Source organism: Kitasatospora phosalacinea (assembly GCF_000716545.1).
In the GTDB taxonomy this organism is placed as follows: Bacteria; Actinomycetota; Actinomycetes; order Streptomycetales; family Streptomycetaceae; genus Kitasatospora; species Kitasatospora phosalacinea.
This window is the reverse complement of sequence record NZ_JNWZ01000059.1, coordinates 44633-70564: the sequence shown is the minus strand read 5'-3', so window position 1 is coordinate 70564 and position 25932 is coordinate 44633. Positions and strand designations below refer to the sequence as shown.

Genomic DNA, 25932 nt, shown 5'->3' with positions numbered 1-25932 from the left:
TCGCCCGCCGCCCGTCACCCGCCGCGCCGCCCCGAATGGCCGTCCGTCGCGCGGGCAGGTGCACTGGGAGCACAGGACCGCCAGCACCCGGGAGAGCGCCATGCGTTGGGGAACCGCAGCCGCCGTCGCGGCCGCCGCAGCAGGAACCGGAACGGCGGCCTTCCTGCTGCTGGGCCGGAAGGTGTCGGACCGGGTGGTGCGGCCCGGCACCGTGCGGGCGCTGTCGGCGCCCGCGCCCGTCGAGGTGCACGCGCTCGGTCCCGGCCGGGTGGTGCTGACCTCGACGCCGGACACCCGTCGGCGCGGCACGTACGCGCTGGAGTGGGGCGAGGGCGGCCACGCCGTGGTCGGCGGGGTGCTGGAGCAGGGCGCGGACCGGGTCATCCGGCGGCTGGAGCGCGCCGACGGCGGGACGCTCGCCGTCGGCACCGAGGTCAGGGTCACCCCGCGGGTGCTGCTCGGCGACCCGCGCACCGCCCTCGGCCTGGACTATGCCGAGGTCGCCGTGGCCGGCGAGCTGGGCTCCCTGCCGGCCTGGCGCACGGCGGGGATCCGCGGCACCTGGGTGCTGCTGGTGCACGGCCCCGGCACCGGCCGGGAGCAGGCGTTGCCGGTGCTGCCGCTGCTGCACGCGCTGCGGCTGCCCACCCTGACCGTCAGCTACCGCGGCGACCGGGACGCCCCGGCCCCGCCCGACGGCCTGGGCCACTTCGGCGAGACCGAGTGGCAGGACGTCGAGGTGGCGATCCGGTACGCGCTGTCCCAGGGCGCCGGCCAGGTCGTGCTGTACGGCTGGTCGGTCGGCGCGACCATCGTGCTGCACGCCGCCGCCCGCTCCACCTGGCGCGACCGGATCGCCGGGGTGGTGCTGGACTCCCCGGTGCTGGACTGGTCCGAGACCGTCCGCCGGGAGACCGCCCGGGCCTGGTCCTCGCCCGCCCTCGGCGGGCTCGGCGCGCTCTCCGCCCAGGGCCGCACCGGCGTCGACCTGGCCGACTTCGCCCGGGTCGCCTCCGGCGCCGACCTGCCCGCGCCCGCGCTGCTGCTGCAGAGCCCGGACGACGGGATCGCCCCGTGGGGCGCCGCCCGGCGGCTGGCCGACGGCCGCGACGACCTGGTCAGCCTGCACCCGGTGCCGCACGCCGAGCACGCCGCGCTGTGGAACGCCGACCCGGCCGGGTACACCGAGGCGCTGCGGCGCTTCCTCACCCCGCTGCTCTGAGGCCCGCACCCCGGGGACGGGGAACCGGCGGGCCGCGCACCGCGTCTCCGTCTCGGAGCGGTCACGATATTCGCCATGTCCACGTCGAAAAGTGGAGTGGTTCGTCCCGTTTCGTGGCGACTCGTCCCCCCGTCGTTCGAGGCGTTCGCACGACGGGCCGAGACAGCTCGCCAGCCGATGTGACAGAAGGCCCGTACAAGGGGAAGACTGCACGGCGTGACGTCTCGGAACCCGCGCGACCGTGATGCCCCGCACCCGCCCCACCGCACCGGTGCGACGGTGACCCGTCTGCCCGGAACGGCGGCCGTCGGTCGTGTGGAGGGCACCCCCCCCGCCGCCAACCGCCGCCGGGTCCCCGCGAAGCCGGGGCGCGGCCGGGTGCCCGTCCCGGACGGCTTCCCGGCCCCCTCCGAGCTCGCTCCGCTGGCCCGCCGGATGCTCGCCGACGCCGTCCGCGTCGCCCGCTGGGCGGGCGAGCTCTCCGAGGTCGACAAGCGCGGCGAGCTCCTCCCCGAGGACGCCCGCGCCGCCGGCCGCGCCCTCGCGATGACCGTCGGCGCCGCCGCCAACGCCTGGGGCCAGGCCCTGCTGGTCGGCCTGGTCGAGCTCCGCGACGGCGGCGCCGGCCCCGGCTGGCGGCTGCACGCCTGGGAGCACGACGACGAGGCGGTGGTCCGCGGCTGGTCCGCGCTGTTCGACGCCTGGACGCTGCTCGCCCCCGTCCCGCCCGCCGCCCTGCGCGGCGTCTTCGCCCAGCTGGCCGGCCAGGCCGTCGACCAGGCCCCCCAGCTGCTGTCCTTCCTGCACCTGGTGGACGGCCCGGTCGCCGACAGCGAGCTGCTCGAACTGCTCCGCCGCGGCCTCGACGAGCGCCGCCTCGGCCCCAGCTCCGGCACCTTCCCGCTGTCGCCCGTCCCGCACGCCGCGTTCGCGGTCTCCGCCGTCCGCGGCACCTGCCGGGAACCGCAGATCGACACCCCGCACTCGCCCGCCGACGTCGCCGCCGTCCTGGACTGGATGCTCGACGGCCTCGCCGCCGTCGGCGCGCTCGGCCGCCGCGACGAGGCCGCCGAACTCTCCCCGCTCGGCCACTGGGCGGTGCGCGCCAAGCTGGAGGAGATCTGCACCGTCGCGCAGACCGCCGCCGGCCACATCGAGCAGAGCGCCGTCGAGCTGCTCAGCGCCTGCGCCGACTACAGCCCCGGACCGGCCCGCGCCGAGTTCCGCGCCTGGGTCGCCGCCCGCCCCGCCGACCGCGCCGTCGCCGAACTCCTCGAAGCCGCCCGCGGCGAGGACGCCCTCGTCCGCGGCCTCGCCTTCGAAGCCCTGCGGGTGGTGGCCGGCTCCACCGCCGAACAGGGCGTGCGCGCCGCCGTCGACGAGCCGGTACTGCGCCCCTACGCGCTGCTCTGGTTGGCCGAACAGCTGGACGAGGAGGGGGTGTCCCCGGCCGACGTGCTGGGCGCGGAGGACGCCGCCTGGCTGTGGGTGGACACCGCCGCCGCGGTGCTCGACCACGGCGAGACCGCGCTGCTGGTCGGCCACGTCGAGGGCGCGTCCGCCGGCGAGCCGGTGCGGCTGTTCAACCGCGCCCGCCAGTCCGGCCACCCGCGCGCCGCGAGCGTCCTGACCGCCGTCGCCTCCGTCCACCCCGACCCGGCCGTCGCCCGGGCCGCCCGCCGCAGCGCCTTCTCCGTCCACAACGGCGGCGCGTAGCCGCCCTCCGGCGAAGGCGGAGAAGCCGCCCCCTCCGGCAACGAAGAAGCCGCCCTCCCGGATCGGTCTCCGGGAGGGCGGCTTCTTGCGTTCGGTGTCCGGGGCTAGCCCCGGTTCTCGGCCCGACGGGCCCGCACCACGCCGACCTTCTCGCCGACCTTGCGGCGAATGACCAGCAGCGGCGCCATCGCGGCCAGCGCGATCTGGGCGACCGCACCGATGTGCATCAGGGTGTCGCCGCCGGGCAGGCCCGCCGCCCAGGAGGCGAGGCAGCCGATGGAGACCACGATCCAGGCGAGCGTCGCGGTGGCGAGCAGGCCCTGCGGCTTCGGGTACTCGATCCGGCTGACCATCAGGTAGGCCACGCCGAAGATCATCAGCAGGCCGGGGACGAACGGCGGGTCGAGCAGCACGATGGCCAGGACGGTCATCGCGCCCATCGGGCAGGGCATGCCCTGGAAGATCCCCGGCCGCATCTTGACCGCCGAGAAGCGGGCCAGGCGCAGCACCACGGCGAGCAGCACGGTCAGCGCGATGAACGCCGAGAGCTGCTGGTTGCTGCCGGGGGAGACCAGGCCCCACACCGCGACGAAGTAGGCCGGCGCGATGCCGAAGCTGATCAGGTCGGCCAGGTTGTCGAGCTCGGCGCCGAGCGCGGAGGAGCGCAGCTTGCGCGCCACCAGGCCGTCGAAGAGGTCGCACATGGAGCCGATCAGCAGCAGCGTCACCGCGGTGGCGGCGCTGTGCTTGACCGGCGCGCCGGACTCGTCGCTGAGGTGCGGGATGAGGATCCCGGTGGTGATCGAGTAGATCGCCAGGAAGCCGCAGACGGCGTTGCCGAGGGTCAGGAAGTCGGCGGTGGACAGGTGCTGGGGGGAGCGGGGGGCACGCAGTTCGCGGTCGCGGGCCCAGCGGCGGCGGCGGAAGTCGGTCGACTCCTCGCCGTCGTCGAGGTCCATGAGGGTTTCCGGATCAGTCACGGTCAAGGCGAGTCACCCCGGCGGTGGTTTTCTGGCCGACCGTGACGCCGACCTCGACGCCCGCCGGCAGGTAGGTGTCGACGCGGGAGCCGAAGCGGATCAGACCGACCCGCTCGCCCTGCTCGACCTTGGTGCCGGCGTCCATGTAGGGGACGATGCGACGGGCCACGGCACCCGCGATCTGCACCATCTCGATGTCGCCGAGCTCGGTGTCGAAGTGCCAGACGACCCGCTCGTTGCGGTCGCTGTCCTTGTTGAACGCCGGGACGAACCCACCGGCGACGTGCTCGACGGACGTCACGGTGCCGGCCAGCGGCGCCCGGTTGACGTGGACGTTGAGCGGGCTCATGAAGATCGCGACGCGGGTGCGGCCGTCCGGCCACTCGTCGATGGACTGCACCACGCCGTCCGCCGGGGAGATGACACGGCCGGCGCCGATCTCGCGCTCGGGGTCGCGGAAGAACCACAGCATGCCGGCGCTCAGGGCGCAGGCGGGCACGGCCGCCAGGGCCCACTTGCCGGAACGCCGGGTGAGGGCGGTCGTCACGGCGGCGGTGGCCAGTGTGGGGAGGAACCAGGGGGTGGCACCGCGCGCGATGGTCACGCGGGGACGCCGACCTTCGGGTCCGGGACCCTGGGCGGAGGTGTGAGGGGACGGGCTGATGGGCATCGAGGACCTTTAGTCGCGGCCCCGCGCGGAGACACTGAAGGGCCCCTGGACGGGGGCCACCGCGGGGATCGAGTTGTTTGGACGGCTGCTGTCCGGGTGGATGCTATCGGGACCTGCCCGTATCTGGGCAAGCCGCCTGCTAGCCGGACTACGCCTGCCTGCGGAGTCGAGCACCTGCTATGCATACGACCGTAACCGGAGCGGGCGCGGTTCCCCAAGAGGTCTGGTGTCACGGGTGATTCACGTCTCAGTGACGGCGGAGTGACACGCGGTGCGCGGAGGCGAACCACCGGCGCGTACCTGGGGGAACGCGCCGGTGGGTCGCCTCGGGCGCCGTTCCCGCCGTCGGATCGGCTGACCAGGCCGGAGCGGGCGCGGCGCGGCGCGGACGGCGGGCCGCACGCCCACCGCCCGCACCGGGAGGGGTGGTTCAGTCGGCGAGCCGGTACTCCTCGAGGAGCCGGCGTCCCACGATCATCTTCTGGATCTCCGCCGTACCTTCACCGATCAGCAGCATCGGGGCCTCCCGGTACAGCCGTTCGATCTCGTACTCCTTGGAGAAGCCGTAGCCGCCGTGGATCCGGAAGGAGTCCTCGACGACCTCCTTGCAGTACTCGGAGGCCAGGTACTTGGCCATCCCGGCCTCCAGGTCGTTGCGCTGCCCGCTGTCCTTCTTGCGGGCGGCCATCACCATCATCTGGTGCGCGGCCTCGACCTTGGTGGCCATCTCGGCCAGCTTGAACTGGATCGCCTGGTGCTCGGCGATCTTCTTGCCGAAGGTGGTCCGCTGCTGCGCGTACGCGATGCCCAGCTCGAACGCCCGCCGGGCCACCCCGCAGCCGCGCGCGGCCACGTTGACCCGGCCGACCTCGACGCCGTCCATCATCTGGTAGAAGCCCTTGCCGGGGACGCCGCCGAGGACCCGGTCGGCCGGGACGCGGACGTCCTGGAGCACCAGCTCGGTGGTGTCGACGCCCTTGTAGCCCATCTTCTCGATCTTCCCGGGCACGGTCAGGCCGGGCACGGTCTCGTTCGGCCCGAAGCCGGGGGTCTTCTCGATCAGGAAGGTGGTCATGTTCTTGTACGGGGTGCTGCCGCCCTCGTCGGTCTTGCACAGCACCGCGACCACCGAGGAGGTGCCGCCGTTGGTCAGCCACATCTTCTGGCCGTTCAGGACGTAGTGCTCGCCGTCCCTGACGCCCTTGGTGGAGATCGCCGAGACGTCGGAGCCCAGGCCCGGCTCGGACATCGAGAAGGCGCCGCGCAGCTCGCCGGCGGCCATCTTCGGGAGGAAGTGGTCCTTCTGCTCCCGGGTGCCGTGCGCGTTGATCATGTGCGCCACGATGAAGTGGGTGTTGACGATGCCGGAGACCGACATCCAGCCGCGGGCGATCTCCTCCACCACCAGGGCGTAGGTCAGCAGCGACTCGCCGAGGCCGCCGTACTCCTCGGGGATGGTCAGCCCGAACAGGCCGAGCTGCTTCATGCCCTCGACGATGGCGGTCGGGTACTCGTCCCGGTGCTCCAGTTCGGTGGCGACCGGGATGATCTCCTTGTCGACGAAATCCCGCACGGTGGCGAGGATGTCCCGCTGGATCTCGGTGAGGCCGTCGGTCTGTGCGAGGCGTCCCATCGTGCGGCTCCGTGAATGCTCGTGAAGGTGGGGGTGGGGGTTGGGGGGCTCCGCGGCGCGTGGCTGCCGCGGAGCCCCCGGGAACCGGGTAGGGACGAGGCCGATGACGGCGGCCCGCCCGTCCGGGGCTCTGAGGGGCGGTCAGGCGAGCGGCTCGGGGCGGCCGGGCTGCTCGCCCCCGCGCTCCTTCACGTACGTCTCGGTCGGCACCATCACCTTGCGGCGGAAGGTGCAGACGACGGTGCCGTCCTGCTTGTAGCCCTTGGTCTCGACGTACACGATGCCGCGATCCGGCTTCGATGTCATGTGCTTGTCGAGAACCGTGGTCTCGCCGTACAGCGTGTCGCCGTGGAAGGTCGGCGCGACGTGGCGCAGCGACTCGATCTCCAGGTTGGCGATCGCCTTGCCGGAGACGTCCGGGACGGACATGCCCAGCAGCAGCGAGTAGACGTAGTTGCCGACCACGACGTTCTTGCCCTGCACCGTGGTGGTCGCGTAGTTGGCGTCCAGGTGCAGCGGGTGGTGGTTCATCGTGAGCAGGCAGAACAGGTGGTCGTCGTACTCGGTGACGGTCTTGCCGGGCCAGTGCTTGTAGACCGCGCCGACCTCGAACTCCTCGTAGGTGCGTCCGAACTGCATCGCGTCACGCCTCCGCCGTCTTGTCGGATACAGGCTGTTCGAACTTGGTGGTGCGCTCCAGGCCCGCGGCCCGGCCCTTGCCCGCGATGACCAGGGCCATCTTGCGGCTGGCCTCGTCGATCATCTCGTCGCCGAGCATCGCCGAGCCCTTGGCGCCGCCCGCCTCCGAGGTGCACCAGTCGTAGGCGTCCAGGATCAGCTCGGCGTGGTCGTAGTCCTCCTGCGAGGGCGAGTAGATCTCGTTCGCGGCGGCGACCTGGTCCGGGTGCAGCACCCACTTGCCGTCGAAGCCGAGGGCGGCCGAGCGGCGGGCCACCTCGCGGTAGCCCTCCTGGTTGCGGATCTGCAGGTAGGGGCCGTCGATCGCCTGCAGGTCGTTGGCGCGGGCGGCCATCAGGATGCGCATCAGGATGTAGTGGTAGGCGTCGGCGCCGTAGCCGGGCGGCTGCTCGCCGACCACCAGGGACTTCATGTTGATGGACGCCATGAAGTCGGCCGGGCCGAAGATGATGGTCTCCAGCCGGGGCGAGGCGGCGGCGATCGCGTCGACGTTGACCAGGCCCCTGGCGTTCTCGATCTGCGCCTCGATGCCGATCTTGCCGACCTCCAGGCCGACCGTCTTCTCGATCTGGGTGAGCAGCAGGTCGAGGGCGACCACCTGCTCGGCGTCCTGCACCTTGGGCAGCATGATGCAGTCCAGGTTCTGGCCGGCGCCCTCGACCACCGTGATCACGTCGCGGTAGGTCCAGTGCGTGGTCCAGTCGTTGACCCGGACGACCCTGGTCTTGCCGCCCCAGTCGCCGTTGTTGAGGGCGTCCACGATGTGGTGGCGGGCGCTCTCCTTGACCAGCGGGGCGCAGGCGTCCTCCAGGTCGAGGAAGACCTGGTCGGCGGGCAGGCCCTGGGCCTTCTCCAGGAAGCGCGGGTTGCTGCCCGGCACGGCCAGGCAGGAACGGCGCGGACGGAGGCGGTTGACACTCATGTGAGGGAGTTCCTTCCGGATCAGCTGGTCGCGGCGGTGGTCGCGGCCCATGGCTGGAGCCTGTTGGCCAGCCGGATCTCGTCCACGATCCGGCCGATGATGGTGGTGATGCCGAAGTCCTTGGGTGTGAACACGGCGGCGACGCCGGCGGCCCGCAGGACCTCCGCGTCGGCTGCCGGGATGATTCCACCCACGATCACCGGCACATCCTCCACCCCGGCCCGGCTCAACCGCTGTATGACGTCGGGCACAAGCTCCGGGTGCGCCCCGGAGAGGATGGACAGGCCCACGCAGTGCACGTCCTCGGCGACGGCCGCCGAGACGATCTGCTCGGGGGTCAGGCGGATGCCCTGGTAGACCACCTCGAACCCGGCGTCGCGGGCCCGGACGGCGATCTGCTCGGCGCCGTTGGAGTGCCCGTCCAGGCCGGGCTTGCCGACCAGCAGGCGCAGCTTGCCGGTGCCCAGCTCGGCGGCGGTGGCCGCCACCGCCGCCCGCACGGCGGCGAGTTCGCCGCCCGGCTCGGCCGCGACCGCGACCGGGGCGCCGCCGACGCCGGTGGGCGCCCGGTACTCGCCGAACACCTCGCGCAGCGCGAACGACCACTCGCCGGTGGTGGCGCCGGCCCGGGCGCAGGCCAAGGTGGCGTCCATCAGGTTCTCCTCGGTGGCCGCCACCTCCTTCAGCCGGGCCAGCGCCCGCTGGACGGCGGCCTCGTCGCGCCCGGCGCGCCAGGCCGCCAGGTTGGCCAGCACGGAGCGCTCGGCGGCCGGGTCGACCACCATGATGGCGGCGTCCAGGTCCGCGGTGAGCGGGCTCTCCTCGGTGCTGTCGAAGCAGTTGACGCCGACGATCCGGTCCTCGCCCGCCTCGATCCGGGCCCGCCGCTCGGCGTGCGAGGCCACCAGGCTCGACTTCAGGTAGCCGGACTCGACGGCCGGGATCACCCCGCCCATCCCCAGCACCTTGTCGATCTCCGCCTCGGCGCCGGCCAGCAGCTCGGCGGTCTTCGCCTCCACCACGTGCGAGCCGTTGAACAGGTCGCCGTACTCCAGCAGGTCCGACTCGTACGCCAGCACCTGCTGGATCCGCAGCGACCACTGCTGGTCCCACGGCCGCGGCAGGCCCAAGGCCTCGTTCCAGGCCGGGAGTTGGACGGCCCGCGCACGGGCGTCCTTGGAGAGCGTGACGGCCAGCATCTCCAGCACGATCCGCTGGACGTTGTTCTCCGGCTGCGCCTCGGTCAGGCCCAGCGAGTTGACCTGCACGCCGTAGCGGAAGCGGCGCTGCTTGGCGTCCTCGATGCCGTAGCGCTCCCGGGTGACCTTCTCCCACAGCCGGTTGAAGGCCCGCATCTTGCACATCTCCTCGACGAAGCGGACGCCCGCGTTCACGAAGAAGGAGATCCGGCCCACCACCTCGCCCATCCGCTCGGCCGGGACCTGCCCGGAGTCGCGGACGGCGTCCAGCACGGCGATCGCGGTGCACATCGAGTAGGCGATCTCCTGGACGGGCGTCGCCCCGGCCTCCTGCAGGTGGTAGCTGCAGATGTTGATCGGGTTCCACTTCGGCAGGTGCGCCACCGTGTAGGCGATCATGTCGGTGATCAGCCGCACCGAGGGGCCGGGCGGGAAGACGTGCGTCCCGCGCGACAGGTACTCCTTGACGATGTCGTTCTGGGTGGTGCCGGTCAGCTTGGCGACGTCCGCGCCCTGCTCCTCGGCGACCACCTGGTACAGCGCCAGCAGCCACATCGCGGTGGCGTTGATGGTCATCGAGGTGTTGGTGCGCTCCAGCGGGATCCCGTCGAACAGGGTCCGCATGTCGCCCAGGTGCCCGACCGGCACGCCGACCCGGCCGACCTCGCCGCGGGCGAGGACGTGGTCGGAGTCGTAGCCGGTCTGGGTCGGCAGGTCGAAGGCCACCGACAGGCCGGTCTGCCCCTTGGCGAGGTTGCGCCGGTACAGCGCGTTGGAGTCGCTCGCGGTGGAGTGCCCGGCGTAGGTGCGCATCAGCCAGGGACGGTCGCGTTCCTGAGCGGCCATCAGACGTTCCGGAAGGCGTTGATCTTGGTCAGGTGCTGCTCGCGCAGCTCCGCGTTCCGCACGCCCAGGCCCTCCTGCGGGGCCAGGCAGAGCACGCCGACCTTGCCCTGGTGCTTGTTGTGGTGCACGTCCAGGGCGGCCTGGCCGGTCTCCTCCAGCGAGTAGACCTTGGACAGCGTCGGGTGGATCTTGCCCTTGGCGACCAGCCGGTTGGCCTCGAAGGCCTCGCGGTAGTTGGCGAAGTGCGAGCCGACGATGCGCTTGAGCGACATCCACAGGTAGCGGTTGTCGTACTGGTGCATGTAGCCGGAGGTGGAGGCGCAGGTGACGATGGTGCCGCCCTTGCGGGTGACGTAGACCGAGGCGCCGAAGGTCTCCCGGCCCGGGTGCTCGAAGACGATGTCCACGTCCTCGCCGCCGGTGAACTCGCGGATCTTCGAGCCCAGCCGCTTCCACTCGCGCGGGTCCTGGTTCTGCTCGTCCTTCCAGAACCGGTAGCCCTCGGCGGAGCGGTCGATGATCGCCTCGGCGCCCATCGCCCGGCAGATCTCGGCCTTCTGCGGGCTGGAGACCACGCAGATCGGGGTGGCGCCGCCGGCCAGCGCGTACTGGGTGGCGTACGAGCCGAGGCCGCCGCTGGCGCCCCAGATCAGCACGTTGTCGCCCTGCTTCATGCCCGCGCCGTTGCGCGAGACCAGCTGCCGGTAGGCGGTGGAGTTGACCAGGCCCGGGGAGGCGGCCTCCTCCCAGGTGAGGTGCTTGGGCTTGGGCAGCAGCTGGTTGGTCTTCACCAGGGCGATCTGGGCCAGGCCGCCGAAGTTGGTCTCGAAGCCCCAGATGCGCTGCTCCGGGTCCATCATCGTGTCGTTGTGGCCGTCGGGGGACTCCAGCTCGACCGACAGGCAGTGCGCGACGACCTCGTCGCCGGGCTTCCAGGCGTTGACGCCGGCGCCGGTGCGCAGCACCACGCCCGCCAGGTCGGAGCCGAGCACGTGGTACGGCAGGTCGTGGCGCTTGGTCAGCGGCGAGAGGCGGCCGTAGCGCTCCAGGAAGCCGAAGGTGGAGACCGGCTCGAAGATCGAGCTCCACACGGTGTTGTAGTTGACGGAGCTGGCCATCACGGCCACCAGGGCCTCGCCCGGGCCGAGTTCGGGCAGCGGCACGTCGTCCAGGTGGAGCGACTTGCGCGGGTCCTTGTCCCGGCTGGCCAGGCCGGCGAACATCTGCTCCTCGTCCTTGTGGAGCGTCACCGCCCGGTAGGACTCGGGCAGCGCCAGGGCGGCGTAGTCGGCGGACGTGGCGTCGCCGCTGAGGATCGCGTCGAGAATTTCCTGCATGGCTGCCTCCGAAGGCGTACCTGTGCGAGGGACACAGGGCGTCTGGGGGAGCCGGGAGCGGACACCGGCTTCGCGTTGAGGGTCTGTGGGTGGTGCTTGGCTGGTGCGACGGGTGGGTGGGTCGCGTGGGTGCTGCTGGTTCTCGCCCCCTCGGTAGGGGACGCCGGAAGACGGCGCGCCGAGGTGGGGAGCCGCGGCGCCGCAGCCGGTGGGAACAAGGTAGTGGCACCCTGTGCCACTCGTAAAGACACGCGGTGCCAAGTTCTGGCGTGAGCAAGGACACGCGGTGCGGAAAGGGCCCGGGCAGGCCGAAGGCCCGTTCCCGAAACCGGGAACGGGCCTTCGAAACCATGGTTGATCTGCGGAAACCGCCTGAGTTACGCCGAAGTTCTGCCGGCCAGGGCGGCTCTGATCGAATCCACCACCGACTCCAGCGGTGCGTCCGTCCGGGCGACTGTGATCAGCACCTCACCGCCCGGGCTGGCACTCAGTGCGCTCACCGCCTCGGGCTCCCCACCCTCACCACTGGCACCGGGTGCCATGGTGGTGCCGCGGCGGCGCGCCCCGCTCGGCGGCGTCGGCCAGAACGTCCCCCGGATCACCCCGAAGGAGTGGTCGAGCTGCGCCTCCACGTCCCCGTGGCCGCCGGCCCGCAGCCAGCGCCGCAGCACGTGGTTGTGCGCCGCGACCACCGCCGCCGCCGACACCTCGGCCAGCATCGAGTCGTCGTCCCCGCCGCGCTGCCAGCCCGGCGGGGTCTGCTCGGCCGCGTCGAACCGGCCCAGCAGGTAGCGGGTGAACAGCCGCTCGTAGCGGGAGACCACCGCGATCTCGCGCTCGCGCAGCGCCGGGACCTGCCGGATCAGCTGGTAGCGGGCCACCGACATCTCCGGCGTGGAGGCGTACATCCGCAGCACCTCCTTGATGCCCCGGCACACCACGTCCAACGGGTGCTCCTCGGCCTCGGCGCTGGCCAGCAGGTCCGCCACCCGCACCAGGGTGTCGTCGTGGTCCGGGAAGATCGCCTCCTCCTTCGACCGGAAGTACCGGAAGAAGGTGCGCCGGGCGACCCCGGCCGCGGCCGCGATCTGATCGACCGTCGTCTCCTCGTACCCCTGGGTGGCGAACAGCTCCATCGCCGCCGCGGTGAGGTCCTGGCGCATCTGCAGGCGCTGGGCGGCGGCCCGGCGGCTGCCCGGCCCGGACTCCGCCCCCGTACGAGACTGGTCGGGCCCGGCGGCCGGCTGCTGCTGGGGAGTCGAGGTCTGGCGATCCATGTTCGGAACGCTACACGCACCCGGCGCGCCGCCGTCCGGCCTGCCCCGGCGCACCGGCGGCGCGGCGGCGGGCCGCGGCCACCGGGAGGAGACCGCCCCCGCACCCCAAGGAGGCTTCGCCGCAAGCGGGTTGACGCCGCCACCGGGCGACGGACGGCCCTGCGGAGCGGGCACCGGGCGGCCGGTCATCGCCGCGCGTGGTCGCGGAAACCACGCCCCGTCTTGCGCCCCAGGCAGCCCGCCGCCACCAGGTGCTCCAGCAGCGGCGCCGCCGCCAGCCCCGGCTCCCGGAACTCCTGGTGCAGCACCTGCTCGATGGTCAGCGACACGTCCAGGCCCACCACGTCCAGCAGTTCGAACGGGCCCATCGGGTAGCCGCAGCCCAGCTTCATCGCGGTGTCGATGTCGTCCACCGTCGCGTAGTGCTCCTGCAGCATCCGCACCGCGTCGTTCAGGTACGGGAACAGCAGCGCGTTCACGATGAACCCGGCCCGGTCGCCGCACTCCACGGGGTGCTTGCGCACCTTCGCGCACAGCTCCAGCACGGTCGCCGTGACGTCCTCGGCGGTCAGCACCGTGGAGACCACCTCCACCAGCTTCATGGCCGGCGCCGGGTTGAAGAAGTGCATCCCCACCACGTCGCGCGGCCGGGAGGTCGCCGTCGCGCAGGAGACCACCGGCAGCGAGGAGGTCGTGGTGGCCAGCACCGCGCCCGGCTTGACGATCCCGTCCAGGGTCGCGAACAGCTCCCGCTTGACCGCCAGGTCCTCCGCGACCGCCTCCACCACCAGGTCCACGTCCGCCAGGTCCCGGTACGAGCCGGTCGGGGTCACCAGCGCCAGCGCCGCGTCCCGGTCCTCCGGGGACAGCCGGCCCTTGGCCACCGAACGCTCCAGCGACTTCGCCAGCAGGGCCTTCGCCCGCTCCGCCTTCTCCCGGCTGCGGGCCGCCAGCAGCACCGGGAAGCCCGCCTTCGCGAACACCTCCACGATGCCGGTCGCCATCGTCCCGCTGCCGCACACGCCGATGCGGCGCACCTCGCGCCCGGCCGCCCGCGGCCGCGCCTGCGACGCCGCCGGCTCGGCGACCGTCCTGGACGAGCCCGGCGCCTCGTAGGTGTAGAAGCCGCGGCCCGACTTGCGGCCCAGCAGGCCCGCCGAGACCAGCTGCCCCAGGATCGGCGCCGGGGCGTGCAGCCGGTCCTTGGACTGCGCGTACATCGCCTCCAGCACGGTGCGCGCGGTGTCGATCCCGATCAGGTCCAGCAGCGCCAGCGGGCCCATCGGCAGGCCGCAGCCCAGCCGCATCGCCGCGTCGATGTCCTCCCGGGTCGCGTACCGGGACTCGAACATCGCCGCCGCCTGGTTCAGGTACGCGAACAGCAGGCCGTTGGCGATGAACCCGGCCCGGTCGCCCGCCGTCACCGGCTCCTTGCCCAGGTCGCGGGCCAACTCGGCCACCCGCTCGGCCGCCTGAGGACCGGTCAGCACCGTGCGGACCACCTCCACCAGGCGCATCGTGTGCACCGGGTTGAAGAAGTGCACCCCGAGCACCCGCTCCGGGCGGGCGGTCGCCGCCGCGATCCGGGTCACGCTCAGCGCCGTGGTCCCCGTCGCCAGCACCGTCTCCGGCGGGCAGATCCGGTCCAACTCGGCGAACAGCGCCCGCTTGAGCTCCAGGTCCTCCGGGACCTCCTCGACCACCAGGTCGGCCGCCGCCGCCGCGGACAGGTCGTCGCCGACCTCGATCAGCGCCAGCAGTGCCGCCCGCTCCTCGGCCGACAGCCGCCCGCGCTCCACCGCCCGCGCGGTGGACGCCTCGATCCGGTCCAGCGCCCGCAGCGCCTGCGTCGGACCGGCCTCCACGCCGATCACCCGACGTCCGCTGCGTGCGAGGGCCACGGCCACGCCGGCACCCATGGTGCCCAGGCCGACCACGGCGACGGTGGGGAAGGGACGCTCCATTGTCCTGACTCCTTAGTCATGGGCCCGTGCCGCGGCCCCCGCCACCGCCCGGCCGCGCGACAGCGCGAACCCGGACGGAGGGTGTGACGGGGGAGGGTGTGCCGACGGCACGGGAGAAACGGGAACGGAAGAAGAACAGCGGCGCCCCGCCGTACGGACCGGTCCGCTCCGGTTCCGTCGGGGGGCTGTGCCGTGGTGCTCAGGCGCTCCGACCAGGTCATGAAGCGACGCCGACGCGCACACAGGAGAAGAGAACGCGGCCTGCCGGTGCGGCTCCCGAAGCCCGGCGCTGACGCGTGCCGACACTGTAGCCCAGCTACCGGCGGGTAGGAAGGGGGGGAACGCGGCACGGCGGTCCGTCGGCGGACCCATACTGTGGCCGCAGCTGCCGAAGGAGGACACCATGGCTGTCATGACGACTGAGCGCCCGCAGATGGAACTCGACCAGTTCAGGGGGATCGCCATGGCGGCCGAACGGGAGGACGTGGTGCTCGAGTTCATCAACGGCAGGATCGGAGTCAAGCCGGTGCCCGACGGCGACCACGGGGAGATCATCCGCTGGGTTTCGAAGCGCTGCATGCAGCACCGCCCGGACCTGTGGTTGTACGCGGAGCAGGGGCTGCGAGTCGATCGCTACCGGGGCGGGCACGCGAAGCCGGACGGCGCGCTCGCCAGGGACGGGGCATTCGCCGGGCAGGGTGAGTGGGCCGACCCCGAGCCGGTGCTGATGGTGGTGGAGGTGACGTCCTACGACTCCGACACCCGTCAGCGCGACCGGATCGAGAAGCCCGTGGCGTACGCCGAGGCCGGTATTCCGGTGTACCTGCTGATCGACCGTGACGCGGGCGCGGTGACGGTCCACAGCGAGCCGAACGACGGGCGCTACGAGAGCATCGCGACGCTGGCCTACGGTCACGAGGTCGTCCTCCCCGACCCGATCGGTGTCACCCTCGACACCGAGGAGCTCAAGCGCTACGCGCGCTGACACGCCGAACGGCCCGCCCGGAGGGTCTCCGGGCGGGCCGTTCGTTCGTGGTGCGTTCAGTGCGTCAGTGCACCATGACCGGGACGGCGTCCTCGGCCTCGACGCCCTCGGTGTGGTGCTCCGGCTTGCCGGCGTTGATCAGGACGCCCGCGGTCAGGCCCGCCAGCAGCAGGATGCCGAAGGCCGCCCAGATCGCGATGGAGTAGGAGTGCACCGCGGCCTGGAGCTGGAACAGCTTCGGGTCGGTGGCGGTGGCCGCGTGGGTCTTGGCCCACGAGGTGCCCGCGCTGTGGGCGACGGTGCTCAGCAGCGCGGTGCCGATCGCGCCGCCGACCTGCTGCGAGGTGTTGACCATCGCGGAGGCGACACCGGCGTCCCGCGGCTGGACGCCGTAGGTGGCCAGGCTCATCGCGGGCATGAACGCGGTGCCCATGCCGAGGCCCATCAGGACCAGGCCCGGGAGGATCTGCCAGTACGAGGTGTTGACCTCGATCTGGGTCAGGATCAGCAGGCCGAGCGAGGCGACCACGAAACCGGGCGCCATCAGGTACCGGGCCGGGACCCGGGTCATCAGGCGGGCGCCGATCTGGGTGGAGCCGGTGATCATGCCGGCCACCATCGGGAGGAAGGCGAAGCCGTTGACCAGCGGCTTGTAGCCGAGCACGTTCTGCATGTACAGGGTGAGGAACAGGAACAGGCCGAACATGCCGATCACGGCCATGCCGAGCGAGAGGTAGACACCGCCGCGGTTGCGGTCGGTGACCACGCGCAGCGGCAGCAGCGGGGCCTTGACCCGGTTCTCGACGACCGCGAACGTGGCGAGCAGCACGGCGGCGGCGACGAACAGGCCGATGGTGCTGGTGTCGCCCCAGCCCTTCTGCTCGGCCCGGGTGAAGCCGTACACCAGGGAGACCAGGCCGGTGGTGACCAGCAGCACGCCCGGGACGTCCAGGCGGTTGCGGTTCAGGCCGACGGCGGGCTCGCGGATGATCAGCAGCGCGCCGGCGATGGCGACCGCGGCGAACGGGATGTTGACGTAGAAGGTCCAGCGCCAGTTCAGGTACTCGGTGAGGGCGCCGCCCAGGATCAGGCCGATCGCACCGCCACCGCCGGCGACGGCGCCGTAGATGCCGAACGCCTTGGCGCGCTCCTTGCCGTCGGTGAACATCACGGCCAGCAGCGACAGCGCGGCGGGCGCCAGCAGCGCGCCGAACACGCCCTGCAGGGCGCGGGCGCCGAGCAGCATCGCGGTGTTGGCGGCGGCGCCGCCCAGCGCGGAGGCCGCGGCGAAGCCGACCAGGCCGACCATGAAGGTCCGGCGGCGGCCCCACAGGTCGGCGACCCGGCCGCCGAACAGCAGCAGGCTGCCGAAGGCCAGGGCGTAGGCGGTGATCACCCACTGGGTGGTGCTGTCGGCGAAGCCGAGGTCTTCCTTGGCGTGCGGGAGCGCGATGTTCACCACGGTCGCGTCGAGGACGACCATCAGCTGCGCGAGTGCGATGAAGACGAGCGCCTTCCACCGGCGCGGGTCCGGCTGGAGGGTGTCAGACATGGAGGTACCCACTTGTGTGCGAGAGAGCGTACGGATGCGTGCGGGACCGCGCCCGGTGGACGGGCGTCCTGCGGGAAGTCGTGAGGGGCGGAGTCGGGCGCCCCGGGTGCCGTTGCGGTGTCAGGCGGCGCGGGGCGTGAGGTCCTCCAGGGTCGCGGCACGGCCGGGCAGCACGGACGGCGCGGGAGCCCGCAGGCCGTCCAGGAGCAACTGCAGGTGACGCCGGACGTGCGGGTCCAGGTCGAGGCAGCCGAAGCCGGGGAGCGGTCGGGTGAGCTGGGCCATGGCGACCACGATGTCGCCGGCTCCGACGTCGGTGCGGAGCAGGCCGTCGGCCTGGGCGCGGGCGATCAGGTCCTCGGTGACCTGCTTCATCTCGGCGCGCGCTTCGGCGAGTTCGGGTACTACGAGGTCGACGGTGTCGGAGAGCAGCGGGCAGAGCGCGCCGATCCGCTCCTCGGCCGCGGCGTGCACGAAGCGGCTGAACGCGGCGAAGGAGTCGGGCTCCTCCGCGGCGGCCGCGTGCGCGTGCGCCACGATCCGCTCCATCACGGCGATGGAGACCTGCTGGATCAGGGTCTGGCGGTCGGCGAAGTTCCGGTACAGCGTGGCGTTCCCCACCCCGGCCCGACGGGCGATCTCGTCCAGCGAGGCCATCGCCCCGTGCTCGACGAAGGCTTCCCGGGCCGCGGCCACGATGCGGGCCCGGTTGCGGGCCGCGTCCGCGCGCCGGACGGGAGCGGCGGTGGTGACGACGGTCATGGTGCGCTCCTTTCGAGCGGTGGGGCCGGTAGTGGGGATCATCTCCCCGTTTCGTTGCGGACAGATGTCTAAACGGGGAACTGGTCCCCGGAAATTTCGTCATTTCATGTGACCTGCGTCACATCGACGGTGCGCCCGCTTGCGCACGGACGAGTGAGCCCCCGGCGCGTTCCTCCCGGCCGGTCCGGCAGCCCTGGCCAGGATGGGCCCATGAGCACCGCCAAGCCACGCGCCGAGCGCGCCGCCGAGGCCCGGGTGGCCGCCACCCGGATCGAGGCCGAGGGGGTCGACGGAGTGATCGTCAGCTGGGTCGACAACGCCGGCGTCACCCGGGTCAAGACAGTACCCGTCCGCGGCCTCGAATCCGCCGCCCGCTGGGGTGTCGGCGCCGCCCCCTGCTTCGACGCCTTCCTGGTCGACGACTCGCTCGCCCCCTCCGGCGGCCCGGCGGGCGACCTGCGCCTGGTCCCCGACCTGGCCGGCCTGCACCGCCTCGCCGCCCAGCCCGGCTGGGCCTGGGCCCCCGGCGACCGGTGGACCCAGCAGGGCGAACCCCACCCCGGCTGTCAGCGCCACTTCGCCCGCCGCACCGCCGACGCGCTCGCCGACCTCGGGCTGGTCGTCCGGGCCGGCATCGAGGTCGAGTGGATCGTCGACGGCGGCGGGAGCGGCCCCGCGTACGGCATGCGCCGCCTGATCGGCAACAGCGACTACCTGCGCGACCTGCTGCGCGCCCTGCGGGAACAGGAACTCACCGTCCTCCAACTGCACCCCGAGTACACCGAGGGCCAGTACGAGCTCTCCGTCGCCCCCACCGGCCCCGTCGAGGCCGCCGACACCGCCCTGCTGGTGCGGCACACCGTCCAGGCCGTCTCGCTGCGGCACGGACTGCGCGCCAGCTTCGCCCCCGTCACCGACCCCGGCGGTGTCGGCAACGGCGGCCACCTGCACCTCAGCCTGTGGCGCGACGGCCGCAACCTCGGCCACGGCGGCACCGGGCCGCACGGGCTCACCCGTGAAGCCGAGGCGTTCCTGGCCGGCGTCCTCGCCGAACTCCCCGCGCTGCTCGCCCTCGGAGCCCCGTCCGTCGCCAGCTACCTGCGGCTGGCCCCCGGACGCTGGTCCGGCCCCTACCGCTGCTGGGGCCTGGAGAACCGGGAGGCCGCGCTCCGCCTGATCACCGGCTCCGCGCCCGAGCAGGCCAACGCCGAGATCAAGTGCTTCGACGCCGCCGCCAACCCCTACCTCGCCGTCGGCGGCGTCCTCGCCGCCGGGCTCGCCGGCCTCGGCGGCGCCCTCCGCCTGCCCGCCGAGACCACCGGCGACCCCGAGGGCGCGGCCGAACGCCTCCCCGCCACCCTCGACCAAGCCGTCGACGCGCTGCGCAAGTCCGAGGTGCTGCGCGCCGCGATGGGCGAACCGCTCTGGCGGGCCGTCCTCGACGTCCGGGAGGCCGAGGCCGAGCGCTTCGCCGGCCTCGGCCCCGAGGAGGTTGCCGCGGCCGTCCGCTACCGGTACTGAGGGGCGGCGGGCGGGGCGGGGGCCGGGCCGGGCGGTTGGGCCGAGCGGGTGAGCGGAGGGGTGTGCCGCGTCGATTGGGTCGCGTACGCTCCAGGCCGTCGGCCGGACAACGACGCCACGTCACCGAACGCGGCGGAGGAGCCGAGGGGGAGCCGGCCCCGGCCCCGCGCGTCGACCGAGGAGAGGACCCGAGCCGGTGCAGACGGCCGAACACGCCCGGACGCTGAACGAGATCCGCCTGCTGGTGCTCGCCGCCCAGCGGGAGGGCGGCCGCCGGCTGGGCCGGGCGTTCAGGAGGTCCGGCGTCACCCCCGCGCAGAGCGAGGTGCTGGAGGTGCTCTCCGGCGGGGAGCGCCTCACCCTCGCCGAGGTCGGCCGCCGCCTGGTCTGCGAGGCGGGCAGCCCCAGCCGGCTGGTGGACTCCCTGGTCAAGGCCGGCCTGGTGGCCCGCACCCCCGGCTCCACCGACCGCCGCACCGTGCTGCTCGCCATCACCCCCGGCGGCCTCGCCAAGCTCGCCGAACTCACCGACGCCGCAGGCCCGTCGCTCGACCTGTCGGACGGCCGCCTGGACGAGTACGAGGCCCGCGCCCTGGCCGGCCTGCTGCGCCGCCTGCTCGGCGGCACTCCGGGCGGCACGGCCGTCGCGGCCCGCTTCCCCGCCGTCCCGGACGGGGCCTGGAGCGGCTGACGGCCGACCCCGGCCCCGGCACCGGCCGGGCGGGGCGAAAACCCCGGGACCGGGCCGCGCCGACCGTGGTACGAAGATCGGATGACGAGCTACTGGACGGGTGAACGGGTGCGCCTGCGGGCGGTCGAACCGGAGGACGGGCCGCTGCTCGCCGGGCTCTCCGCGCAGGAGGAACGGCTCGGCGACGCGCTCGACCCGCCGCGCTCCGCCGAGGGCTGGACGGCCTTCGCCCGGCAGAAGGCCGCCGCGGACCCGACCGCCGGCACCTACCAGCTGGTCATCGAGTCCCTCGCCGACGGCGCGGCCGTCGGTGTGATCGGCGTGCACCGGGCCGACGACCGCAGCGGCCTGTTCGAGTACGGCATCACCGTCGGCGCCGAGCACCGCCGCCGCGGCTACGCGGCCGAGGCGGTCCGGCTGGTGCTGCGCCACCAGTTCGAGGAGCGCCGCCACCACAAGGCCACCGCCCGGGTGTTCGCCCACAACGCGCCCTCGCTGGCCCTCCAGCGGCGGCTCGGCTTCACCGAGGAGGGCCGCCTGCACCGGCACTTCTTCGTCGCGGGCGAGCACCGGGACGTGGCGCTGTTCGCGATGTTCGCCGAGGAGTTCTTCGCCCGGCACGGCGGCCCCACCGAGCTCTGAACACCGCCTGCACGTTTCTGCACGTTCTCGCGCGAGGCGGCGGCGGTCGGCCCCGGCCCGGGCCGGCCGCCGCGCCCGCTACCGGCGGGCCGCCGGCCGCCCGGCGAACGGGCCGTCCAGCACGGCCCACTGGAGCAGGAGGACGGTCTTGCCGTCGGCGATCCGGCCGTCCCGGGTCATCGCCAGCGCCTCGGCGAAGGGCAGTTCGAGCACCTCGATGTCCTCGCCGTCCTCCTCCAGGCCGCCGCCGCGCCCGGTCAGGCCGTCCCGCCGGTAGGGCGCCGCGTAGCAGTGCAGCCGCTCGGTGACCGAGCCGGGGCTCATGTACGCGTCCAGCACGTGCGTCAACGGGCCGAGTTCCACGCCCAGTTCCTCCATGCCCTCGCGGCGCACCGCGCCGGCGGGCCCGTCCGGACCGGTCGGGTCGGACGCGTCGATCAGCCCGGCCGCCACCTCGATCAGCATCCCGTCGGGGTGCCCGTTGACGTAGGCGGGGTAGCGGAACTGGCGGGTCAGCAGGACGGTGCCGCGCGCGGTGTCGTACGGCAGGACCGCGGCACCGTCGCCCCGGTCGTAGGTCTCGCGCCGCTGGGTGGTCCACCGGCCGTCCCGGCGGCGGTAGTCGAAGGTGGTGCGGCGCAGCACGTGCCAGCCCTGCGAGGTGAGTTCGACCTCGCGCACCCGCACGTCCGGGTTGCGGAGCAGGTCGCGGCCGGCGCGGTCCAGGCCGGTGCGACCGCGGTGGTCGGGGAGGTCGATCCCCGGGCGGCCGCTCACGCCTCCTCCCGCCGTGCGCGGCCCGGGAGTTCGGCGACGTCGTGGTAGACCGGCCGGCCGCGGCGGCGGGCGGTGGCGACGTCCTGGCCCGCGCCGGCCGAGCGGAGCGCCGGCGGGGCGATCAGGACGAGCACGGGGGAGTCGGTCTCGGGGTGTGCTGCGGCTTTCGAGGTCATGGGGCGCTACGATACATGCAGAAACATGTAAGAACAGGAGAGAATGCGGATGCTGGCTGCTGAACGACGTGACCACCTGCTCGGACTGCTCGCCCGGGAGGGCAAGGTGGTGGCCAAGGACGTCGCCGCCGAACTCGGCATCTCCGAGGACAGCGTCCGCCGCGACCTGCGCGACCTCGCGGCCGAAGGGCTGTGCCAGCGGGTCTACGGCGGGGCGCTGCCCGCCTCCCCGGCGGTGGCGGGTTACGCCGAGCGGCAGTCGGTCACGCCCGGCGGCAAGCGGAAGGTCGCCGCCGCGGCCGTCGACCTGATCCGTCCCGGCGGCACGCTGATCCTGGACGGCGGCACCACCGCGCTCGCCGTCGCCGGCCTGCTCCCGCCCGACCTCGACTGCACCGTGATCACCCACAGCCCGACGGTGGTGGCGGCCCTGCTGGAGCACCCCCGGGTCGAGCTGTTCCTGCTCGGCGGCCGGGTGTTCAAGCACTCCGCGGTCGCCTGCGGCGCCGCCGCCGTCGAGGCCGCGCAGAACGTCTCCGCCGACCTCTGCCTGCTCGGCGTCACCGGCGTCCACCCCGAGGCCGGCCTCACCACCGGGGACGCCGACGAGGCCGCGATGAAGCGCGCCCTGGCCGCCCGCGCGGCCGAGACCTGGATCCTCGCCTCCGCCGAGAAGATCGGCGCCGCCTCCCCGTTCCGGGTCCTGCCCTGGGAGCGCGTCACCGGCCTGATCACCGACGCGGCCCCCGACCACCCGACCCTGGAGCGCCTCGCCGCCTCCGGCCTGGAGATCCGCCGGGCGCGCTGACCACCCCCGCCGGGGCCGCCCTGCCGGGGCCGCCCTGCCGTCCCCGGGGCGGGCGGCCTCAGAGCCGGTCGGGGTGCGGGGTCCCGGCGCCCCGGAGCAGGGTGTCCACGACGAGCGTCGCCAGGGCGTCCGGGTCCTGCTCGTCCTTGCGCTGGGCGGCCTGGTGGATCAGGGCGTAGTAGACGCCGCGCGTCCACGGGATGTCGACGTCGGCGCGCAGTACGCCCGCGTCCCGGGCGCGGGCGAACAGCCGTTCGCAGGTGCTCCGCACATCGGCGTGGATGTGCGCCACTTCGGGGTTGGACGAGCTCGCCTGGCTCATCGCGAACCCCCAACCCGCCTTTATGGCAAGGACGTTCGCGGTGGTCTGGTAGAGCGCGACCAGCGGCGGCGCGGTCTCGGGGTGGGCGGCCTCCACCGCCGCGGCGAACCGCCGGGTCGCCCACACGGCCAGGGCGTCGACCAGCGCCTCGCGGGTGGCGAAGCGCCGGTGCACGGTGGTGCGGGCGACGCCGGCCGCCTCGGCGATCTGCTCCATGGTGGCCGCCGGATCCCGGCCGAGCGTGCGTTCGGCCGCCTCCAGGATCGTCGCCACCGTCCGCTCGGCGTCCGCCCGCAGCGGCCGGGCGCCGGCCGCCGGCCCCCCCTGCGGGTTCCCGGGCGGCTTCCGGTGCGACTTCCCGCCCGCCTTCCCCGGCGTGTGCGGCTGTGCCTGCGGTTGCGTCTCCATGGCGAAATCATACGGCGGTGTCATGGTTCACCGGCTATTTGCATCACCCGTGTTGCAAGTTGTAGCTTCCATGCGTCCCCACTGATGTGGATCGAGCCAGCACCGAAAGGTTGGAGCACATGGAGTACACCCGCCTCGGACGCAGCGGCCTCTCGGTGTCCCGGCTCGTCCTCGGCACCATGAACTTCGGGTCCCGGACCTCCGAAGAGGACAGCCACGCGATCATGGACCGCGCGCACGAGCACGGCGTCAACTTCTTCGACACGGCCGACTCCTACGGCCTGCGGCAGGGCGAAGGGCTCACCGAGCAGATCATCGGCCGGTGGTTCGCCCGGGGCGGCGGCCGCCGCGACCGCACCGTCCTCGCCACCAAGGCCTACCTCCCGACGGGGGAGTGGCCCAACGAGGGCGGCCTGTCCGCGCTGCACATCCGGCGCGCGGTCGACGCCTCGCTGAAGCGGCTGCGGACCGACCGCATCGACCTGTACCAGATGCACCACATCGACCGGCGGACGCCCTGGGAGGAGATCTGGGAGGCGTTCGGCGTCCTGCGGCAGCAGGGCAAGGTCCTCTACTTCGGCTCGTCCAACTTCGCCGGCTGGCACATCGCGCAGGCCCAGGAGGCCGCCCGGTCACGGCACTTCCTCGGCCTGGTCGGCGAGCAGTCGATCTACAACCTGATGACCCGCTGGGTCGAGCTGGAGGTGCTCCCCGCCGCGCGGCACTACGGACTGGGCGTGATCCCGTACTCGCCGCTGCACGGCGGAGTGCTCAGCGGCGTCTTGCGCAAGCAGCGCGAAGGCCGCGCCGTCCGCAGCGGCTCGGGGATCTGGGCCGCCGCCCTCGCCGAACGGCGCGAAGCCGTCGAGGCGTACGAGGAACTGTGCGCCGGCCTCGGCGAGGATCCCGCGCACGTCGGACTCGCCTGGCTGCTCGCCCGGGACGGGGTGACCGGGCCCGTCATCGGACCGCGCACGATCGAGCAACTCGACGGCGCACTGCGCTCGTTGGAGATCGAGCTCGACGACGACACGCTCGCGGGGCTGGACGCGATCTTCCCGCCCCCGGCCCCCAACGGGGCCAAGCCCGCACCCGAGGCGTACGCCTGGTGAACGGCGGCGCGCCCGGGCGGACCGCGCCCGGATCAGCGCGCCGGGGCGTCCCGGGTCAGCACGACGACCGGGATCCGGCGACCGGCCCGCTCCTGGAACCCCGCGAAGTACGGGGTGTGCGGCAACTGCCGCGCCCAGAGCCGCTCGCGTTCCGCGCCCTCGGCCACCGACGCGGTGACGGCGAAGGCTTCGGTGCCGACCTCGACGCGGGCGGCGGGGTCGGCGAGCAGGTTGTGGTACCAGCCCGGATGGTTCGGCCGGCCGCCGTTGGCCCCGAAGACCACCAGCCGCCCGCCGTCCTCCAGGTAGGTCACCGGCATCACGCGCGGCTCCCCGCTGCGGGCCCCGGTGGTGGTGAGCAGGAGCAGTGGGACCCCTGCGAAGTCGCCGCCCACCACCCCGCCGGCCGAACGGAACTCGTCGATCACCGACTGGTTGCGCCGAAGCCGTTCCGACACGTGGTCACCTCTCCTGGACGCCTGTCTGACCGGGCGTCACGAACGGTACGCGCCGGGGCCGCGCCGCGCACCGGGTTTCGCCCCCCGGTCCGGTCCGGTGCGCGGAGCGGCGGCCTCACCGGCCCCCGGGCGGGCGTCAGTTGACGGCGGCCAGGTGGTTCTTGAGGCCCTGGCCGAACGCGGTGGGGGTGCCGTCGAAGTCGGAGATCAGCGACGGGCCCTGGCCGCAGTCCCAGGTGTTCCAGGTCCAGCCGAGGTAGGAGACCTTGGCGGCGTCGGCCCAGGACATCACCTGGTCGATGAAGGAGTGGGCGCAGTCGTTCTCACCGATCTCGCCGACCACCACCGGGACCTGGGCGGCCAGCGGCGCCACGGTCGAGTTCCAGCACGACTGGCTGGAGCAGGTGTTGAAGTTGTACACGTGCCAGGAGGCGGCCAGGTTGCCCGCCGGGTCGGTGGGCTTGTGGGCCAGCCACTGGCCGAGGTCGTTGGAGTAGGCCAGGCCGCCGAGCAGGATGACGTTGTTCGCGCCGGCCGTGCGGACCGAGTTCACCAGCGTCTGCATCCCGCTGACCTGGTAGTTGATGCCGGGGCAGGCGCTGCCGCCGTCCCGCCAGCAGTTCCAGGCCTGGTCGATGCCGGAGACGGCGCGGTCCGCGTAGGGCTCGTTGAGCAGGTCGAAGACCACCGAGGGGTCGTTCTTGAAGGTGGTGGCGACGGAGGACCAGAAGGTCGCGGCACCGGCGCCGGGCATCGGCTTCTGGCAGGTCGAGTTGGTGTCCGAGCAGCCCGAGGAGTTGCCGGTGTAGAGGCCCTGCGTCCAGTGCAGGTCGATGATCGGGGTGAGCCCGGCGTCCCGCAGCGCGTAGACGAAGTTCTTCACCGCCGTGCGGTAGTTCTCGCCCGCGTACTCCGGCTTGACGTTGGCGTAGCCGTTCCAGCAGTCCTCGTTGACCGGGATGCGGACGGCGTTGGCCTTCCAGCTCTTGATCGCGGCGATCGAGGCGGCGTCCACCGGGCCGTCGGTGAAGCCGTAGCCCTGGACGCACATGAACTCCATGCCGGAACGGTTCACGCCGCGCAGGACCACCTGCGAACCGTTGGCGTCCACCAGCTTGTTGCCGGAGACGTGCAGCGCCGGGGCCTTGCCGTTGTTGCCGGTGCCCCCGGAGGAGGAGGCCGAGGGTGACGGCGAGGCCGAGGCGGAGGCCGACGGGGAGGGTGAGGGCCCAGGCCGGGGCCGCGACGGTGAC

General features: G+C 73.1%; 24 protein-coding genes. 8 read left to right on the top strand and 16 right to left on the bottom strand.

The window, feature by feature from the left end; all coding sequences use genetic code 11:
- The first annotated feature begins 100 nt into the window (after positions 1 to 100).
- The gene (locus tag OO48_RS25840; protein ID WP_033220385.1) at positions 101 to 1222 is read left to right on the top strand and encodes an alpha/beta hydrolase family protein; all 1122 of its coding nucleotides are present in this window, start codon (positions 101 to 103) and stop codon (positions 1220 to 1222) included.
- Between the two features lie 315 nt (positions 1223 to 1537).
- Complete coding sequence (locus OO48_RS25835; RefSeq protein ID WP_245194805.1) at positions 1538 to 2938, top strand: hypothetical protein; 1401 nt, start codon at positions 1538 to 1540, stop codon at positions 2936 to 2938.
- Between the two features lie 104 nt (positions 2939 to 3042).
- Here OO48_RS25835 and OO48_RS25830 read toward each other — a convergent pair whose 3' ends face one another.
- From OO48_RS25830 to OO48_RS25790, 9 genes are all read right to left on the bottom strand, one after another.
- A complete protein-coding gene (locus OO48_RS25830) occupies positions 3043 to 3897 on the bottom strand; it encodes a CDP-alcohol phosphatidyltransferase family protein (protein WP_033220383.1) in 855 nt (284 codons plus the stop codon).
- Positions 3898 to 3910: 13 nt separating this feature from the next.
- A complete protein-coding gene (locus tag OO48_RS25825) occupies positions 3911 to 4588 on the bottom strand; it encodes a phosphatidylserine decarboxylase (protein ID WP_033220381.1) in 678 nt (225 codons plus the stop codon).
- Positions 4589 to 5018: 430 nt separating this feature from the next.
- A complete protein-coding gene (locus OO48_RS25820; protein ID WP_033220379.1) occupies positions 5019 to 6221 on the bottom strand; it encodes an acyl-CoA dehydrogenase family protein in 1203 nt (400 codons plus the stop codon).
- 141 nt (positions 6222 to 6362) lie between these two features.
- Positions 6363 to 6860 carry a MaoC family dehydratase gene (locus tag OO48_RS25815; protein ID WP_033220377.1) on the bottom strand — a complete coding sequence of 166 codons (498 nt, stop codon included), beginning with the start codon at positions 6858 to 6860 and terminating at the stop codon, positions 6363 to 6365.
- Between the two features lie 4 nt (positions 6861 to 6864).
- Entirely contained in the window at positions 6865 to 7842 is a 978-nt protein-coding gene (locus OO48_RS25810; protein WP_033220437.1) for an HpcH/HpaI aldolase/citrate lyase family protein, read from the bottom strand.
- A gap of 20 nt (positions 7843 to 7862) precedes the next feature.
- A complete protein-coding gene (locus OO48_RS25805) occupies positions 7863 to 9887 on the bottom strand; it encodes a protein meaA (protein ID WP_033220374.1) in 2025 nt (674 codons plus the stop codon).
- Entirely contained in the window at positions 9887 to 11224 is a 1338-nt protein-coding gene (gene ccrA / locus OO48_RS25800; protein ID WP_033220373.1) for a crotonyl-CoA carboxylase/reductase, read from the bottom strand. Before ccrA ends, OO48_RS25805 begins: the two co-directional genes overlap by 1 nt.
- 377 nt (positions 11225 to 11601) lie before the next feature.
- A complete protein-coding gene (locus OO48_RS25795) occupies positions 11602 to 12501 on the bottom strand; it encodes a TetR family transcriptional regulator (RefSeq protein ID WP_033220372.1) in 900 nt (299 codons plus the stop codon).
- A gap of 185 nt (positions 12502 to 12686) precedes the next feature.
- The gene (locus OO48_RS25790) at positions 12687 to 14465 is read right to left on the bottom strand and encodes a 3-hydroxyacyl-CoA dehydrogenase family protein (RefSeq protein ID WP_033220371.1); all 1779 of its coding nucleotides are present in this window, start codon (positions 14463 to 14465) and stop codon (positions 12687 to 12689) included.
- 403 nt (positions 14466 to 14868) lie between these two features.
- On the opposite strand from OO48_RS25790, the gene OO48_RS25785 reads away from it, so the two are divergent.
- Positions 14869 to 15450: a Uma2 family endonuclease gene (locus tag OO48_RS25785; RefSeq protein WP_033220370.1), complete on the top strand. Its 582-nt coding sequence runs from the start codon at positions 14869 to 14871 to the stop codon at positions 15448 to 15450.
- 64 nt (positions 15451 to 15514) lie between these two features.
- Here OO48_RS25785 and OO48_RS25780 read toward each other — a convergent pair whose 3' ends face one another.
- Positions 15515 to 17002, bottom strand: a complete 1488-nt coding sequence (locus tag OO48_RS25780; protein ID WP_033220368.1) for an MFS transporter — start codon at positions 17000 to 17002, stop codon at positions 15515 to 15517.
- A gap of 120 nt (positions 17003 to 17122) precedes the next feature.
- On the bottom strand, positions 17123 to 17764 hold the full coding sequence (locus OO48_RS25775; protein WP_033220363.1) for a TetR/AcrR family transcriptional regulator: 642 nt from the start codon (positions 17762 to 17764) through the stop codon (positions 17123 to 17125).
- A gap of 210 nt (positions 17765 to 17974) precedes the next feature.
- Here OO48_RS25775 and OO48_RS25770 point away from each other — a divergent pair, with 210 nt between their 5' ends.
- The 3 genes from OO48_RS25770 to OO48_RS25760 all read left to right on the top strand — a co-directional run bounded on the left by OO48_RS25770 (position 17975) and on the right by OO48_RS25760 (position 20618).
- Positions 17975 to 19285 (top strand): type I glutamate--ammonia ligase, encoded by a 1311-nt coding sequence (locus OO48_RS25770; RefSeq protein ID WP_081952373.1) that lies wholly within the window; start codon positions 17975 to 17977, stop codon positions 19283 to 19285.
- Positions 19286 to 19481: 196 nt separating this feature from the next.
- Positions 19482 to 19976, top strand: a complete 495-nt coding sequence (locus OO48_RS25765; protein ID WP_051732780.1) for a MarR family winged helix-turn-helix transcriptional regulator — start codon at positions 19482 to 19484, stop codon at positions 19974 to 19976.
- 81 nt (positions 19977 to 20057) lie between these two features.
- Positions 20058 to 20618: a GNAT family N-acetyltransferase gene (locus tag OO48_RS25760; protein ID WP_033220361.1), complete on the top strand. Its 561-nt coding sequence runs from the start codon at positions 20058 to 20060 to the stop codon at positions 20616 to 20618.
- Between the two features lie 78 nt (positions 20619 to 20696).
- Here the strand turns inward: OO48_RS25760 and OO48_RS25755 are convergent, their stop codons facing one another.
- Both OO48_RS25755 and OO48_RS41245 read right to left on the bottom strand, forming a co-directional pair.
- Positions 20697 to 21395 carry an NUDIX domain-containing protein gene (locus OO48_RS25755; protein ID WP_033220359.1) on the bottom strand — a complete coding sequence of 233 codons (699 nt, stop codon included), beginning with the start codon at positions 21393 to 21395 and terminating at the stop codon, positions 20697 to 20699.
- Positions 21392 to 21571, bottom strand: a complete 180-nt coding sequence (locus tag OO48_RS41245; protein ID WP_425338581.1) for a hypothetical protein — start codon at positions 21569 to 21571, stop codon at positions 21392 to 21394. Before OO48_RS41245 ends, OO48_RS25755 begins: the two co-directional genes overlap by 4 nt.
- Positions 21572 to 21620: 49 nt before the next feature.
- Here OO48_RS41245 and OO48_RS25750 point away from each other — a divergent pair, with 49 nt between their 5' ends.
- Positions 21621 to 22379: a DeoR/GlpR family DNA-binding transcription regulator gene (locus tag OO48_RS25750; protein WP_033220432.1), complete on the top strand. Its 759-nt coding sequence runs from the start codon at positions 21621 to 21623 to the stop codon at positions 22377 to 22379.
- Positions 22380 to 22437: 58 nt separating this feature from the next.
- On the opposite strand, the gene OO48_RS25745 is transcribed toward OO48_RS25750, so the two are convergent.
- A complete protein-coding gene (locus tag OO48_RS25745) occupies positions 22438 to 23109 on the bottom strand; it encodes a TetR/AcrR family transcriptional regulator (protein WP_081952372.1) in 672 nt (223 codons plus the stop codon).
- Positions 23110 to 23228: 119 nt separating this feature from the next.
- On the opposite strand from OO48_RS25745, the gene OO48_RS25740 reads away from it, so the two are divergent.
- Complete coding sequence (locus OO48_RS25740) at positions 23229 to 24221, top strand: aldo/keto reductase (protein WP_033220357.1); 993 nt, start codon at positions 23229 to 23231, stop codon at positions 24219 to 24221.
- A 32-nt stretch (positions 24222 to 24253) separates the two neighbouring features.
- Here OO48_RS25740 and OO48_RS25735 read toward each other — a convergent pair whose 3' ends face one another.
- Positions 24254 to 24679, bottom strand: coding sequence for a nitroreductase family deazaflavin-dependent oxidoreductase (locus tag OO48_RS25735; RefSeq protein WP_033220355.1), 426 nt, complete (start codon positions 24677 to 24679; stop codon positions 24254 to 24256).
- A 136-nt stretch (positions 24680 to 24815) separates the two neighbouring features.
- A complete protein-coding gene (locus tag OO48_RS25730; RefSeq protein ID WP_425338580.1) occupies positions 24816 to 25790 on the bottom strand; it encodes a glycoside hydrolase family 5 protein in 975 nt (324 codons plus the stop codon).
- Positions 25791 to 25932 lie beyond the last annotated feature (142 nt).

Excerpts from the sequence above, each read along its gene's own strand:
- OO48_RS25820 (WP_033220379.1), bottom strand. The coding sequence starts at position 6,221 with ATGGGACGCCTCGCACAGACCGACGGCCTCACCGAGATCCAGCGGGAC.
- OO48_RS25745 (WP_081952372.1), bottom strand. The coding sequence starts at position 23,109 with ATGGAGACGCAACCGCAGGCACAGCCGCACACGCCGGGGAAGGCGGGC.
- OO48_RS25810 (WP_033220437.1), bottom strand. The coding sequence starts at position 7,842 with ATGAGTGTCAACCGCCTCCGTCCGCGCCGTTCCTGCCTGGCCGTGCCG.
- OO48_RS25825 (WP_033220381.1), bottom strand. The coding sequence starts at position 4,588 with ATGCCCATCAGCCCGTCCCCTCACACCTCCGCCCAGGGTCCCGGACCC.
- OO48_RS25775 (WP_033220363.1), bottom strand. The coding sequence starts at position 17,764 with ATGACCGTCGTCACCACCGCCGCTCCCGTCCGGCGCGCGGACGCGGCC.
- OO48_RS25750 (WP_033220432.1), top strand. The coding sequence starts at position 21,621 with ATGCTGGCTGCTGAACGACGTGACCACCTGCTCGGACTGCTCGCCCGG.
- OO48_RS25770 (WP_081952373.1), top strand. The coding sequence starts at position 17,975 with ATGAGCACCGCCAAGCCACGCGCCGAGCGCGCCGCCGAGGCCCGGGTG.
- OO48_RS41245 (WP_425338581.1), bottom strand. The coding sequence starts at position 21,571 with ATGACCTCGAAAGCCGCAGCACACCCCGAGACCGACTCCCCCGTGCTC.
- OO48_RS25815 (WP_033220377.1), bottom strand. The coding sequence starts at position 6,860 with ATGCAGTTCGGACGCACCTACGAGGAGTTCGAGGTCGGCGCGGTCTAC.
- OO48_RS25805 (WP_033220374.1), bottom strand. The coding sequence starts at position 9,887 with ATGGCCGCTCAGGAACGCGACCGTCCCTGGCTGATGCGCACCTACGCC.
- OO48_RS25785 (WP_033220370.1), top strand. The coding sequence starts at position 14,869 with ATGGCTGTCATGACGACTGAGCGCCCGCAGATGGAACTCGACCAGTTC.
- OO48_RS25780 (WP_033220368.1), bottom strand. The coding sequence starts at position 17,002 with ATGTCTGACACCCTCCAGCCGGACCCGCGCCGGTGGAAGGCGCTCGTC.
- OO48_RS25840 (WP_033220385.1), top strand. The coding sequence starts at position 101 with ATGCGTTGGGGAACCGCAGCCGCCGTCGCGGCCGCCGCAGCAGGAACC.
- ccrA (WP_033220373.1), bottom strand. The coding sequence starts at position 11,224 with ATGCAGGAAATTCTCGACGCGATCCTCAGCGGCGACGCCACGTCCGCC.
- OO48_RS25830 (WP_033220383.1), bottom strand. The coding sequence starts at position 3,897 with ATGGACCTCGACGACGGCGAGGAGTCGACCGACTTCCGCCGCCGCCGC.
- OO48_RS25740 (WP_033220357.1), top strand. The coding sequence starts at position 23,229 with ATGGAGTACACCCGCCTCGGACGCAGCGGCCTCTCGGTGTCCCGGCTC.
- OO48_RS25760 (WP_033220361.1), top strand. The coding sequence starts at position 20,058 with ATGACGAGCTACTGGACGGGTGAACGGGTGCGCCTGCGGGCGGTCGAA.
- OO48_RS25795 (WP_033220372.1), bottom strand. The coding sequence starts at position 12,501 with ATGGATCGCCAGACCTCGACTCCCCAGCAGCAGCCGGCCGCCGGGCCC.
- OO48_RS25790 (WP_033220371.1), bottom strand. The coding sequence starts at position 14,465 with ATGGAGCGTCCCTTCCCCACCGTCGCCGTGGTCGGCCTGGGCACCATG.